Genomic DNA, 12,878 nt, shown 5'->3' with positions numbered 1-12,878 from the left:
ATGGTTTGTTGCGGGCACGTACCTGACAATGACTCAACTGTCCGCCGTGTGTGGGGGAGACTTCATGTCCGGGAAGTCGTTGTCGCTGTCGTCTCGTCGGGGTGTGTTGCTCGGGGCCCTGGGTGTCGGGCTCGGGGCGGGGCTGCCGTTGGCCGCCGCGTCGCCCGCCAGTGCCGGTTCCGGTGCCGGTGTTACGGGCGGGGTGCCGCGGCATACGCCGCCCGTGCTCCTCACGGAGCAGGCGACCCAGCGGATTCTCGTTCTCGATCCGCGGCGCAGGGTCTGGGACGAGGAGGCCGATTCGTCCGTCGTGCGGTGGGAGTTCTCGCCGATGAGGCACGAGGGGTACGAGGATCTCGATCCGGAGTACAGCTGGGTGTATCCGAGCGAGTCCAAGGTGCGCAGGCACAAGGGGCATACGTACGTTCTGACGACCGCGTCCTTCGGCTTCGTCGCCGTCGTCCACTATCCCTCGGGCAAGCGCTACTGGGGCGCGGCGATCGGCCCCGGCGACGACCTCTTCAACCCGCACAGCGCGGAGATCCTGCCTGACGGCAATGTCGCGGTGGCGTGCAGTACGGGGGCGGTGGTCCGACTGTATGCGGCGTCGCAGGGGCCGCGGGCCTCGCGGTACGCCGAGGTGGAGCTCAAGGGGGCGCACGGGCTGCACTGGGACGGTGCGCGTGAGGTGCTGTGGGCCATCGGTGACGATGAGTTGGTCACGTACGGGGTGGGTGGGTCGCGGGCCCGGCCCTCCTTGAGGCAGCTGTCCTCGGTCGGGCTTCCTGTCGGGACGCCGGGCAAGACGCCCGGGGGGCATGATCTTTTTCCTGTGGCCGGGCGGCGTGGGCGGCTCTGGGTGACGACCAACGCGTCCGTCTTTCAGTACGACATCGGCAGTGGGGCCTTCGTGCGGGACTTTGCGGGGCATGAGGAGATCGCCCGGAAGTCGGTGAAGGCCGTTGGTGATGATCCGCGGACGGGGCAGGTTGTCACCACCGTGCCGGAGGGTGGGCTTGAGGAGACGTGGTGGACGCGGAAGGTGAGTGTTCATCTGCCGCGGGGGGAGTACGAGTTGGTTGGTGGCGGGATCTATAAGGCTCGGTGGTTCTTGCCGCGGTAGGGGGGCGGCAGGGGGGAGGTTTCGCCTCCGGCGGGGTTTCCCCCACCCCGCCCCTTCCCGAAAACCCGCTCGGCGCGGGGGCCTTGTGCGTGCCGTCATCACCGGCTTCGCCGAGTTCGTCCTCAAACGCCGGACGGGCTGAAAAACCAAACGCCGGACGGGCTGGTACCGCTACTGCTCTTCCGGCTTCTCTGCAGCCAAGCGGCGGTCCAAGGCCATCGACAGTTCCGCTTCCACCACGCTCTTCGCCAGTGGGCGCAGGCGGTCGATGCTTACGTTGCCTGCTTCGGGCGGGGTGTGGGTGCGGATTATGGTGATGAACAACTCCGCCAGCGCGTCCGCGTGTTCACGTACGCGTTGGCCCGCCTCCAGGACCGCCGCCAGGGGGATGCCCTCGCGGACCAGTGCCGATGAGACGTCCAGGAGGCGGCGGCTCACGTGGACGATTTCTTCGCCGTCCGTGCCGAGGTAGCCGAGGTCCAGGGCCGCGGCGAGGTTCTCGGGGGTGACCTCGCCCGCGAAGTGGTCGGCCAGTTGCTCGGGGGTGAGGCGGACCGGGGTCTCCTCGGTGGGTTCGCCGATGCCCAGGAGCTCGCCGACGTCGCGGCCGTTCTCGAAGGCCTCCGCGAGTTCCGCGATGCCGCTCAGGGTGTGGCCGCGTTCCAGGAGGGCGGCGATCGTGCGCAGCCTGGCCAGGTGGTGGTCGTCGTACCAGGCGATACGGCCCTCGCGGCGGGGCGGCGGGATCAGGCCGCGCTCACGGTAGAAGCGCACGGTGCGCACCGTGATGCCGGCCGCCTTGGCCAGCTCCTCCATGCGGTACTCGCGTGTCTCTGCCACGGCAGCAGCCTATGTGCTGCCGGATCCTGCGCGTCGTGTGCGTGTTCTACCGGCGGTAACTCGGGGCGCCAGACCCCTACCCATCAGTAGGCAGGTGTTCTACTCTCCCAATTGCGCCAGTGGACACTGGCAGAGTCGTGAGGCAGTTCGGGAGGCGGCGGCATGGCCGAGGATGAGGATGGGCGCCGACAGAAGCGCGGGCCGGGGAGCGAGCGCGAGCATGTGCGGGTAGCGGTGATCGGGTCCGGGTTCGGTGGGCTCGGTGCCGCGGTCCGGCTGCGCCGCGAGGGCGTCACCGACTTCGTCGTCCTTGAGCGGGCCGGCGCGGTGGGCGGCACCTGGCGGGACAACAGCTATCCGGGCTGCGCCTGTGACGTGCCCTCGCATCTGTACTCGTTCTCCTTCGCGCCCAACCCCGACTGGCCGCGCACCTTCTCGGGTCAGGAGAAGATCCACGAGTACCTGGAGCAGGTCGCCGACACCTTCCGGCTTCGCCCGCACATCCGCCTCAACACCGAGGTGAAGCAGATGCGCTGGGACGCGGACAAGCTGTGGTGGGAGGTCGAGACCGGCAACGGCACCACCCTCACCGCCGACGTCGTCGTCTCCGCCACCGGGCCGCTCTCCGACCCCAAGCTGCCGGACATCCCGGGCCTCGACACCTTCGAGGGCGAGGTCTTCCACTCCGCGCGCTGGAACCACGACTACGACCTGCGCGGCAAGCGCGTCGCGATGATCGGCACCGGCGCCTCCGCCATCCAGATCGTGCCCGCCATCCAGCGCGAGGTCGGCAAGCTCACGCTCTTCCAGCGCACCCCGCCGTGGGTCCTTCCGCGCATGGACCGCGCCATCAGCAAGGCCGAGCGCTGGCTGCACCGCCAGCTGCCGTTCACCACGCAGGCCCGGCGCGGAATTCTGTGGGGCATACGGGAGTTGCAGGTCCAGGCGTTCACCAAGCGGCCGAACGAGCTCGGCGCGGTGGAGCAGATCGGCAAGCGGAACATCGCCCGCGCCGTCAAGGACCCGGCCCTTCGGGCCAAGCTGACACCGTCGTACCGCATCGGCTGCAAGCGGATCCTGCTCTCCAACACCTATTACCCGGCGCTCGCGCAGCCCAATGTGGACGTCGTCGCCAGCGGGCTCAGCGAGGTGCGCGGCAACACCGTCGTCGCCTCTGACGGCACCGAGACCGAGGTCGACGCGATCATCTTCGGTACGGGATTCCATGTGACGGACATGCCGATCGCCGACCGCGTGGTGGGCCCCGACGGCGGGACGCTGATGGAGTCCTGGAAGGACGGGATGAAGTCGCTGCGCGGCGCGACCGCGGCAGGATTCCCCAACTTCATGACGGTCATCGGCCCGAACACCGGTCTCGGCAACTCCTCGATGATCCTGATGATCGAGGCTCAGTTGAACTATCTCGCCGATTACGTACGGCAGCTGGACGTACTCGGCGGCCGGGCGGCGCTCGCCGTGCGGAACAGTGCCGTGCACGCCTGGAACGACAAGGTCCAGGAGCGTATGAAGCGCACCGTGTGGAACACCGGTGGCTGCAACAGCTGGTACCTCGACGAGAACGGCGTGAACACGACGATCTGGCCGGGCACGACGACCGAGTTCCGCAACGCCACGCGGCGGGTGGATCTCGCCGAGTACGAGGTGGTGCGGCCGCCGAAGGTGAACGCGGACGCGGTGTCGCCGCCGAAGTCGCGTAAGACGAAGAAGGTCGAGGCAGGGGCATGAGCAGGCTGACGCATGTGACGAGCGGGCCCTTCGCGCCGCCTGCCGCGACGCGGGAACTGACCGTCGTGTCGGCGGACGGCGCGCGGCTGCACGCCGAGGTGCACGGTCCCGACGGTGCGCCCGCGATCGTGCTGGCGCACGGGTGGACGTGCTCGACCGCCTTCTGGGCGGCGCAGATACGGGACCTCGCCGTCGATCACCGGGTGATCGCGTACGACCAGCGGGGGCACGGGCGCAGTGTCGCGCCGGACGGCGTCGAGGGCTACAGCACCACTGCCCTCGCCGACGACCTGGAGGCGGTGCTCGCGGCGACGCTCGAACCCGGGGAGCAGGCCGTGCTCGCCGGGCACTCGATGGGCGGCATGACGATCATGGCCGCCAGCACGCGGCCCGTCTTCCGGGAGCATGCGGCGGCGGTTCTGCTGTGCAGCACGGGCAGTTCGCGGCTCGTCGCCGAGTCGCTCGTGGTGCCGATGCGGGCCGGGCGGCTGCGCACGCGGATCACGCGGTCGGTCCTCGGCGCGAAGGCGCCCCTTGGTCCCGTGACGCCGTTGGCCCGCAAGATCCTCAAGTACGCGACGATGGGGCCGGGTTCGGCCCCGGACCGGGTCGACGTGTGCGCGCACATCGTGCACGGGTGCCCCAGGGTGGTGCGCTACCGCTGGTCGCACGTGCTCGACGAGATCGAACTCGACGCGGGCGTACTGGAGTTGAATGTGCCGACCGCGGTCATCGCGGGCACGGTCGACCGGATGACACCCGTCACGCACGCGCGGCGCTTGGCCGGGATGCTGCCGGACTCCCTCGGTCTCACCGAGCTGCCGGGGCTCGGCCACATGACGCCGGTCGAGGCGCCGGAGGCGGTCACGGGCGGGATCAGGGATCTCGTGCAGAGGTACGTACGGGTGGACGGTCAGCAGGTTCACGGTCTTGAGGGTCTTGAGGGTCTTGAGGGGAGCAGCGCATGAGCAAGGTCAGCCTGGAGGGTCAGGTCGCGGTCGTCACCGGGGCGGCGCGGGGCGTGGGGGAGTTGCTCGCGCGGAAGTTGTCGGCGCGGGGTGCGAAGGTCGCGCTCGTCGGCCTCGAACCGGACGAGTTGAAGCAGGTGGCGGGGCGGCTGCACACCGAGGCCGAGGCCTGGCACGCGGATGTGACGGACCATGTCGCGATGGCCCGGGTCGCCCAGGAGGTCAAGGAGCGGTTCGGGAAGGTCGACATCGTCGTCGCCAACGCGGGTGTCGCCAACGGCGGTCCGTTCGTCGAGTCCGACCCCGAGGCGTGGCGCCGTGTGATCGAGGTCAACCTCATCGGCAGCGCGGTGACGGGGCGGGCGTTCCTCCCCGTCCTGATGGAGAGCCGGGGCTATCTGCTGCAGATCGCCTCGCTTGCGGCGATCACGCCGGCGCCGATGATGACGGCGTACTGCGCGTCGAAGTCGGGCGTCGAGGCGTACGCGCACTGTCTGCGGGCCGAGGTCGGCTACAAGGGCGTCAAGGTGGGCGTCGGTTACCTGTCCTGGACGGACACGGACATGGTGCGGGGTGCCGATCAGGACGACGTGATGCGGGAGTTGCGGCAGCGGTTGCCGTGGCCGGCCAACAAGACGTACCCGCTGGGTCCGGCCGTCGACCGGATCGTCGCCGGTATCGAGCGGCGCTCCAGCCATGTGTACGCGCAGTGGTGGCTGCGGGGGATGCAGGGCATCCGGGGATACCTGCCGGGGGTCATCGGCTCGGTGGGCCAGCGCGAGATGCGGCGGTTCGAACCCCGGCTCGGGTCGGTCTCCACGGGGCTCGTGGGGGCGGGGGGCTCCGCCGATGAACAGGTGCGTAGTGGGCGGTAGTTGATTTCGTGCGGCCTGCCCCGCCCCGGCGGTGGGGTGGGCCTTCGCTTCACCGCGGGTGGGGCTGCGCCCGGGTGCGGCGCCGGGGGGGGCGGTCCTGTCCCGCCGGGTGGGCCTCCGCTTCACCGTGGGGTGGGGCCCGGCTGTGGCGCCGCGGGGGGCGATCCTGTTCCACCGCTTCGCGGCGGATCACTCCCACCCGCCCACCCGTTACCCGGCGTTGGATCACCCCCCCCAATTACCTCCCGGGGCAATCGGGTGGGCGGGTGGGCAAACCCGCCGCGAAGCGGCGGGAAAGGAAAGCCCCCACCGGCCGCTAGGCGAACACGGACCGCCCGCAGCGGCGAGGCCAAACACCCCCACGCCGCCCGCAGCCGCGAGGCTGAACACCCCCGCCGCCCCAAAGAGATAAGGCCCACCCGGCGTCCCGGGGGGCCTCATCTGGTCAAGCTCAGCGCAGCGTCAGGCGTCGTAGTCCTGGTTGAACTTGTCCTGCTGCTCCTGCGCGGACCGCTTGCCCTCGTCAGGGGTCCGGGAAGAGCGCTCGCTCGCTTCCTCCTGGCCCTGCCGGCCACGCTCCTGCATGTCGTCGCGGCCCTGCTGGCCGCGCTCGCTCGCCTCGTCCTTGGCGCCGCCCATCGCCTTCTTGGCGCGGTCCTGCAGCTCGCCTGACTTGTCCTGGAACTGGTCCTTGATGCCCATGCTTGTTCACTCCTAGAGGGTGAGGTTGGAGGGGCCTCGACCAGACTTACATGGGGATACTTACCTCGCATTTCGATCATTGACGGGCAGTAACGGACGGCGAGAAGCCCTGCTAATCGCCGCGCGGCGGAAGCTTCGGCCGCCGCCGGTCCGGTACGTCCCCGAGCCCCGGCGGCGTCGCCGCAGGATGGCTTTCCAGGAGGTCGAGCGCCACCCGCACCGCGTCGTCGAGCTGTGCGTGCCGCCCCTCCGCCCAGTCCAGGGGTGTCCGGAGTACTTCCAGGTCCGGCGTCACGCCGTGGTTCTCCACGGACCAGCCGTACTCGTCGAACCAGCCCGCGTTCATCGGCACCGTGATGACCGTCCCGTCCCCGAGGACGTGCCGCCCGGTCATCCCCACCACTCCGCCCCACGTGCGCAGGCCCACCACTGGGCCGAGGCCGAGCAGCTTGAAGGCCGCGGTGATCATGTCGCCGTCCGACGACGTCGCCTCGTCGGCCAGGGCCACCACGGGCCCGCGTGGTGCGTTCGACGCGTACGAGACCGGCTGGGCGTTGCGCGTCAGGTCCCAGCCCAGGATCTTCCGCGTCAGCTTCTCCACCACCAGCTCGCTGATGTGGCCGCCCGCGTTGCCGCGCACGTCCACGATCAGGGCCGGACGCGAGACCTCCAGGCGCAGGTCGCGGTTGAACTGCGCCCAGCCCGAACCGCCCATGTCGGGGATGTGCAGGTAGCCGCACTTTCCCTCGCTCAACTCCCGTACGACCTCGCGTCGTTTGGCCACCCAGTCCTGGTAGCGCAGGGGGCGTTCATTGATGAGGGGGACGATCGCCACCCTCCTCGGCCTGCCCTCCGCCTCCGCCGCCTCGAACGTCAGCTCCACCGTCGTGCCGCCTGCCGCCGCGAGCAGGGGGAAGGGGCCCGTCACCGGGTCCACCGGGCGGCCGTCGATGTGCGTGAGGACCGCGCCCTCGCGGATGCCCGCGCCCGCGAGCGGTGAGCGCGCCTTGGAGTCGGACGAGTCGCCGGGCAGGATCCGTTTGATCATCCAACTGTTGTCCCGGCAGACCAGGTTGGCGCCGAGGAGGCCCATCGCCCGCTGGTAGTGCGGTGGCCCTTCGTTGCGGCGGGCGGCAGAGACGTACGCATGGGAAGTGCCCAGCTCGCCGAGGACCTCGCGGAGCAGGTCCGCGAACTCGTCGGGGGACGCGACCCGCTCCACAAGGGGCCGGTACTGGTCCAGGATCGCGGGCCAGTCGATGCCGCACATGTGCGGCTCCCAGAAGTAGGCGCGGATGAGGCGGCCCGCCTCGTCGTACGACTGGCGCCACTCGGCCGCCGGGTCGACCTCGTGCAGGATGCGGCGCAGGTCGATCCAGACGGTCGTGTCGCCGTCGCCGACCTCCGTCGAGGGCACCGCGCTCAGCTCGCTGTCGTCGACGACCACGAGCCGTGAGCCGTCGCCGCTGAGAGCGAACCAGTCGAGGTGGTCGACCAGGGCGGACTTCTTGCCCTTGGTGATGTTGAAGTACTCCAGGGTGGGGCGCCCCGAGGTGTCCGCCGGATTGGCGAACGTCTCGCCGAGCGCGCCCGAGATCGGCCAGCGCAGCCAGACGAGGCCGCCGCCGCTGACGGGGTGGAGCGCCGAGTACTTCGATGCCGAGACCGGGAACGGCGTCACCCTGCTCTCCAGGCCCTCCACCTCCACGCTGACGGCGCCGTCGATCGGCCTGCCGTCGGCCGGGTCGAGCCCGCCCGCGGCCGGGCGGCCGTCGGGGGAGAGGGCGAAGGGCGAGGGGGTCGCCGACGACAGGGGGACGAGGTAGGGGCGGCAGCCGAGCGGGAAGGACAGGTCGCCGGTGTGCACGTCGTAGACGGGGTCGAAGCCGCGCCAGGACAGGAAGGCCAGATAGCGGCCGTCGCGGGTGAAGACCGGGTTCTCGTCCTCGAAACGGCCGTTCGTGACGTCGACGATGATGCGGCAGGCCGGTCCCTCGATACGGGCCATTTTGATCTGGCGCAGCGAACGGCCGATGCCCGGATGCGACCAGGTCAGCCATGCTCCGTCCGGGGAGAACGCCAGGTCGCGCACCGGGCCGTTGAGGGAGCGGATCAGCTCCGTCACCTCGCCGTCGGACTCCTCGGACGCGTCGACCAGGAGGAGCCTGCCGTCGTTCGAAGCGATCGCCAGCCGTTCGCCCTCGGGGTCGGAGAGCAGTTCGAGGACCCGGCCGAGCTTCCCCTGCGCCAGCCTGCGCGGCAGGCGCGCGCCGCTGGCGCGCGGCAGATAGGCGATCTCGACGGCGTCCTCGCCCTCCGCGTCGGTGACGTAGGCGACCTGCCCGCCCTTGCCGAGCATCTCCGGAAGCCGGACGCGCACGCCCGGGGTGTCCGTGATGGTGCGGGCGGGCCCGTCCCGGTGCGTGAGCCAGTACAGGCTGCCGCGTACGACGACGGCGCTGGCCCGTCCCGTCGCGTCCACGGAGAGCGAGTCGACGTGCTGCGCGGCCGGTACCTGGTAGATCCGCCGTCCGGCGCGCGGCCCGCCGAGGCGTACGTCGAGGCGGCGCGGCACGGAGCCCGGGGTCAGGTCGTCCACCAGCCAGATGTCGCCCGCGCACTGGTAGACGACGCGGGCGCCGTCGCTGGAGGCGTGCCGGGCGTAGAACGTGTCGTGATCGGTGTGCCGCCGCAGGTCGGAGCCGTCCGGCAGGCAGGAGTAGAGGTTGCCGACGCCCTCGTGGTCGGAGAGGAAGGCGATCCTGCCGTCCACGAACATCGGGGAGTCCAGATGCCCGTCGAGGTCGGGCAGGAGCTGATCGCCGTGCAGCCACAGGCGGCCCGTCGCACCGCCCCGGTAGCGCTTCCAGGCGGCGGGCTCGTGCGGCGGCTTTCCGGTCAGGAGGAGCGTCTTGCGCTCGCCCTCGATGTCGTTGACCGCGATGTCGTACACCGGGCCCCAGGGCAGCGCCCCGCCGGGCGAGCCGTCGGTCGGCACGCTGTAGGCCCAGCAGAAGTACGAGAAGGGCTGACCGTGCGAGGAGACGGCGAGGATGTCGCCGTCGGGAGACCAGCCGCAGACCCGGGTGTCCGTACTCCCCCAGTAGGTGAGGCGCCGGGCCGGGCCGCCGTCCACCGGGGCGAGATGGATCTCCGGGTCGAGACTGCGCCATGTCGTGTACGCGATGTGGCTGCCGTCCGGCGAGAAGCGCGGGTGGCTCACCTTGGTCCGGTCGACGGTCACCCGCCAGGCCCGGCCCGCGGGCTCGCCGTCCGGGCGCAGCGGGGCCACCCAGAGATCGTCCTCGGCCGCGAAACAGAGACGGTCGCCGCTGAGGTGCGGAAACCGCAGGTAGGCGTGGTCGGCATGTTCAGCGTGGGCTTCATCTGCTTCATCGCGCGCGTCGGTCACTTCACCATGCTTTTCCGGTGTGGAGGGCCCGGCAACTCGTACATCCCGGACACGTGAGGCGAGTGCGTGACGCAGCACACGTACGAAACGGTTTCGTTTCGTTAAGGCGCCGAGTACAGTCATGGTGTACGAAACAGTTTCGACAAGGGTTCGACGGGAACTCGACGGAGACTCGACGAGGGGCGGAGGGATCATGGCTGAGGCGGCAACGGTGCGGCGCAGCCGGATCACACCCGAGCGCGAGGCCGAGATCTACGCGGCCGTGCTCGATCTGCTCCGCGAGATGGGCTACGAGGCGCTCACGATGGACGCCATCGCCGCCCGCACGAAATCCAGCAAGGCCACCCTCTACCGCCAGTGGGGGAGCAAGCCCGAGCTGATCGCCAGGGCGCTGCGGCACAACAAGCCGGTGTCCATCGCGGACATCGACACCGGGTCCCTCCGCGGCGATCTGCTGGAATCCGTCCACCGGTCGGACGACTGTCAGATGGAGCGGGACGCCGCGCTGATGCGGAGCCTGTTCCACGCCATCCACGACAATCCCGAACTCCACCACGCGCTGCGGCAGGTGCTCATCGAGCCGGAGATCACCGGCCTGAACACCCTGCTGCGCAGAGCCGTGGAGCGCGGCGAAGTGTCCCCGGACAATCCCGCGCTCGGCTTCGTCATTCACATGATGGTCGGCGGCTTCGTCGCCCGAGACCTGATCGAGGACCGCACGGTCGACCGCGAGTTCCTCTTCTCCTACATCGATGCCGTGATCCTCCCCGCTCTCGGCGTCTGACCAACTCCCCTCCCCAGTACGCACGTTCCACCTGACGCGACCGCTCACGTCGTCGGGCTGATCCCCCCCTGCCCCCAGACACCACGACCTGACCGGGAGTACGCCCTCGTGGCCACTTTCCTCTACAAACTAGGCCGACTCGCCTTCAGGCGACGGCACTTCGTCGCCCTGATCTGGGTGGCGCTCCTGACGCTCGCCGGAGTCGGCGCCGCGTCCGCGCCCACCGCCGCCTCCAGCTCCTTCTCCATTCCGGGGACGGAGGCCCAGAAGGCCTTCGACCTGCTCGAAGAGCGTGTGCCCGAAGCCAGTGCCGATGGTGCGAGCGCCAAGGTCGTCTTCAAGGCGCCGGACGGCGAGAAGGTCTCGGACCCGGACAACAAGGCCCAGATCCAGAAGACCGTCGCCGCACTCAAGTCCGGTTCGGACGAGGTGGCGAGGGCGGACAGCCCCTTCCAGGCCAAGACGGTCAGCAAGGACGGCTCCACGGCGTACGCGTCGGTCTCGTACAAGGTCACCTCGATGGAGCTGACCGAGGAGAGCCGTGACGCGCTGGAGAAGACGACCGACCAGGCGCGCGAATCCGGGCTCACGGTCGAGGTCGGCGGCGACGCGCTGCAGGCCATGCCGGAGACCGGTGCCACCGAGGTCATCGGCATCGCGGTCGCGGCCGTCGTCCTCGTCATCACCTTCGGTTCGCTGATCGCGGCAGGTCTTCCGCTGCTCACCGCGCTGATCGGCGTGGGCATCGGCGTCTCCTCGATCACCGCGCTCGCCAGCGCGCTCGACCTGGGCACGACGACCTCCACGCTCGCCATGATGATCGGCCTCGCGGTCGGCATCGACTACGCGCTCTTCATCGTCTCCCGCTACCGCGGCGAACTCGCCGACGGACGGGACCGTGAGGACGCCGCGGGCCGAGCGGTGGGGACGGCAGGTTCGGCCGTGGTCTTCGCCGGGCTCACGGTCGTCATCGCCCTTGTCGGCCTCGCCGTGGTGAACATCCCGATGCTCACCAAGATGGGCTTCGCGGCGGCAGGCACCGTGGTCATCGCCGTACTCATCGCGCTCACCCTCATCCCGGCGCTGCTCGGTTACGCCGGCAAGAAGGTCAAGCCGATGGGCGAGAAGAGCAAGGTGCTCGGCGGGGGCAAGAAGAAGGCCTCCGCCGCTGAGGGCGCCGCTGAGGGCGCCGCTGAGGGCGCTTCGGAGAAGGCTGCTGCGGAGAAGAAGGACAACCTCGGCACCCGCTGGGCGCGCTTCGTCGTCCGCCGTCCGCTCACCGTCCTGCTCATCGGTGTCATCGGCCTCGGCGCCGCGGCGCTGCCCGTCTCCTCCCTCGAACTGGGCCTCCCGGACGACGGCGCGCAGCCGACGTCCACGACCCAGCGCAAGGCGTACGACCTGGTCTCCGACGGATTCGGCCCCGGCTTCAACGGCCCGCTGATGACGGTCGCCGACCTCAAGGGGAGCGACGACCCGAAGGCCGCGGCCGGTGAGATCACCAAGACGATCTCCGGACTCGACGACGTCCTCTCGGTCGCGCCGCCGATGATCAACAAGGCGGGCGACACGGCGATCATCAGCGTCGTCCCGTCCTCCAAGCCGAGTGGCATCGAGACCGAGAACCTCGTGCACGCGATCCGCGACGCGGGCGCCGACATCAAGTCCGACACCGGCGCGAGTGTCATGGTCACCGGCTCGACGGCCATGAACATCGACGTCTCTCAGAAGCTGAACGACGCCCTGCTGCCCTACCTGGCACTCGTCGTCGGGCTCGCCTTCCTCCTCCTGATCGTCGTCTTCCGCTCGATCCTGGTCCCGCTCAAGGCGGCGCTCGGCTTCCTGCTCTCGGTCCTCGCGGCCCTCGGCGCGGTCGTCGCGGTCTTCCAGTGGGGCTGGCTCGGCTCGCTCTTCGGCGTCGAGCAGACCGGCCCGATCATGAGCATGATGCCGATCTTCATGGTGGGCGTCGTCTTCGGCCTCGCGATGGACTACGAGGTGTTCCTCGTGACACGCATGCGCGAGGCGTACGTCCACGGGGAGCGGCCGGGACAGGCGATCGTGACCGGCTTCAGGCACGGGGCACGCGTGGTCTCGGCGGCTGCCGTGATCATGATGGCGGTGTTCGCGGGGTTCATCGGCTCCAGCGAGCAGATGGTGAAGATGATTGGCTTCGGTCTCGCGATCGCCGTCTTCTTCGACGCGTTCATCGTGCGCATGGCGCTGGTCCCGGCTGTTCTCGCGCTGCTCGGCAAGAAGGCGTGGTGGCTGCCGAAGTGGCTGGACCGCGCGCTGCCGAACGTGGACGTCGAGGGCGATGGTCTCCGCACGGACGCTGAGAAGGACGCAGCTCAGGACCCGGACGCCGACCGGGAGCCGGTCAGGGTCTGAGCGAGGTCCCAGGAGCGGGGGCGGCGACGAGCGCAGG

9 protein-coding genes are annotated in these 12,878 nt (G+C 69.8%); 6 read left to right on the top strand and 3 right to left on the bottom strand.

The window, feature by feature from the left end; all coding sequences use genetic code 11:
* Positions 1–64: 64 nt before the first annotated feature.
* Entirely contained in the window at positions 65–1,123 is a 1,059-nt protein-coding gene (locus ACFQ7F_RS06545) for a DUF6528 family protein (RefSeq protein ID WP_383267031.1), read from the top strand.
* Between the two features lie 171 nt (positions 1,124–1,294).
* On the opposite strand, the gene ACFQ7F_RS06540 is transcribed toward ACFQ7F_RS06545, so the two are convergent.
* Positions 1,295–1,939, bottom strand: coding sequence for a MerR family transcriptional regulator (locus tag ACFQ7F_RS06540; protein WP_383267234.1), 645 nt, complete (start codon positions 1,937–1,939; stop codon positions 1,295–1,297).
* A gap of 186 nt (positions 1,940–2,125) precedes the next feature.
* Here ACFQ7F_RS06540 and ACFQ7F_RS06535 point away from each other — a divergent pair, with 186 nt between their 5' ends.
* Genes ACFQ7F_RS06535 through ACFQ7F_RS06525 form a run of 3 tightly spaced genes read left to right on the top strand, consistent with a single transcriptional unit; the run spans position 2,126 to position 5,552 of the window.
* On the top strand, positions 2,126–3,709 hold the full coding sequence (locus tag ACFQ7F_RS06535) for a flavin-containing monooxygenase (RefSeq protein WP_383267028.1): 1,584 nt from the start codon (positions 2,126–2,128) through the stop codon (positions 3,707–3,709).
* Positions 3,706–4,677 (top strand): alpha/beta fold hydrolase, encoded by a 972-nt coding sequence (locus tag ACFQ7F_RS06530; protein ID WP_383267025.1) that lies wholly within the window; start codon positions 3,706–3,708, stop codon positions 4,675–4,677. Before ACFQ7F_RS06535 ends, ACFQ7F_RS06530 begins: the two co-directional genes overlap by 4 nt.
* A complete protein-coding gene (locus tag ACFQ7F_RS06525; RefSeq protein WP_383267022.1) occupies positions 4,674–5,552 on the top strand; it encodes an SDR family oxidoreductase in 879 nt (292 codons plus the stop codon). Before ACFQ7F_RS06530 ends, ACFQ7F_RS06525 begins: the two co-directional genes overlap by 4 nt.
* 462 nt (positions 5,553–6,014) lie before the next feature.
* Here the strand turns inward: ACFQ7F_RS06525 and ACFQ7F_RS06520 are convergent, their stop codons facing one another.
* A complete protein-coding gene (locus ACFQ7F_RS06520; RefSeq protein ID WP_383267019.1) occupies positions 6,015–6,254 on the bottom strand; it encodes a hypothetical protein in 240 nt (79 codons plus the stop codon).
* A gap of 112 nt (positions 6,255–6,366) precedes the next feature.
* Positions 6,367–9,666, bottom strand: a complete 3,300-nt coding sequence (locus tag ACFQ7F_RS06515; RefSeq protein WP_383267016.1) for a S41 family peptidase — start codon at positions 9,664–9,666, stop codon at positions 6,367–6,369.
* Positions 9,667–9,877: 211 nt separating this feature from the next.
* Here ACFQ7F_RS06515 and ACFQ7F_RS06510 point away from each other — a divergent pair, with 211 nt between their 5' ends.
* Both ACFQ7F_RS06510 and ACFQ7F_RS06505 read left to right on the top strand, forming a co-directional pair.
* Positions 9,878–10,450 carry a TetR/AcrR family transcriptional regulator gene (locus ACFQ7F_RS06510; protein WP_383267231.1) on the top strand — a complete coding sequence of 191 codons (573 nt, stop codon included), beginning with the start codon at positions 9,878–9,880 and terminating at the stop codon, positions 10,448–10,450.
* Positions 10,451–10,558: 108 nt separating this feature from the next.
* The gene (locus ACFQ7F_RS06505) at positions 10,559–12,841 is read left to right on the top strand and encodes an MMPL family transporter (protein ID WP_383267013.1); all 2,283 of its coding nucleotides are present in this window, start codon (positions 10,559–10,561) and stop codon (positions 12,839–12,841) included.
* Positions 12,842–12,878: the final 37 nt, after the last annotated feature.

The organism is Streptomyces sp. NPDC056486 (assembly GCF_042795295.1).
In the GTDB taxonomy this organism is placed as follows: Bacteria; Actinomycetota; Actinomycetes; order Streptomycetales; family Streptomycetaceae; genus Streptomyces.
This window is presented reverse-complemented; position numbering and strand designations above follow the sequence as displayed.

Coding starts and splice junctions, on each gene's coding strand:
- ACFQ7F_RS06545 (WP_383267031.1), top strand. CDS start 65: ATGTCCGGGAAGTCGTTGTCGCTGTCGTCTCGTCGGGGTGTGTTGCTC.
- ACFQ7F_RS06540 (WP_383267234.1), bottom strand. CDS start 1,939: ATGGAGGAGCTGGCCAAGGCGGCCGGCATCACGGTGCGCACCGTGCGC.
- ACFQ7F_RS06535 (WP_383267028.1), top strand. CDS start 2,126: ATGGCCGAGGATGAGGATGGGCGCCGACAGAAGCGCGGGCCGGGGAGC.
- ACFQ7F_RS06530 (WP_383267025.1), top strand. CDS start 3,706: ATGAGCAGGCTGACGCATGTGACGAGCGGGCCCTTCGCGCCGCCTGCC.
- ACFQ7F_RS06525 (WP_383267022.1), top strand. CDS start 4,674: ATGAGCAAGGTCAGCCTGGAGGGTCAGGTCGCGGTCGTCACCGGGGCG.
- ACFQ7F_RS06520 (WP_383267019.1), bottom strand. CDS start 6,254: ATGGGCATCAAGGACCAGTTCCAGGACAAGTCAGGCGAGCTGCAGGAC.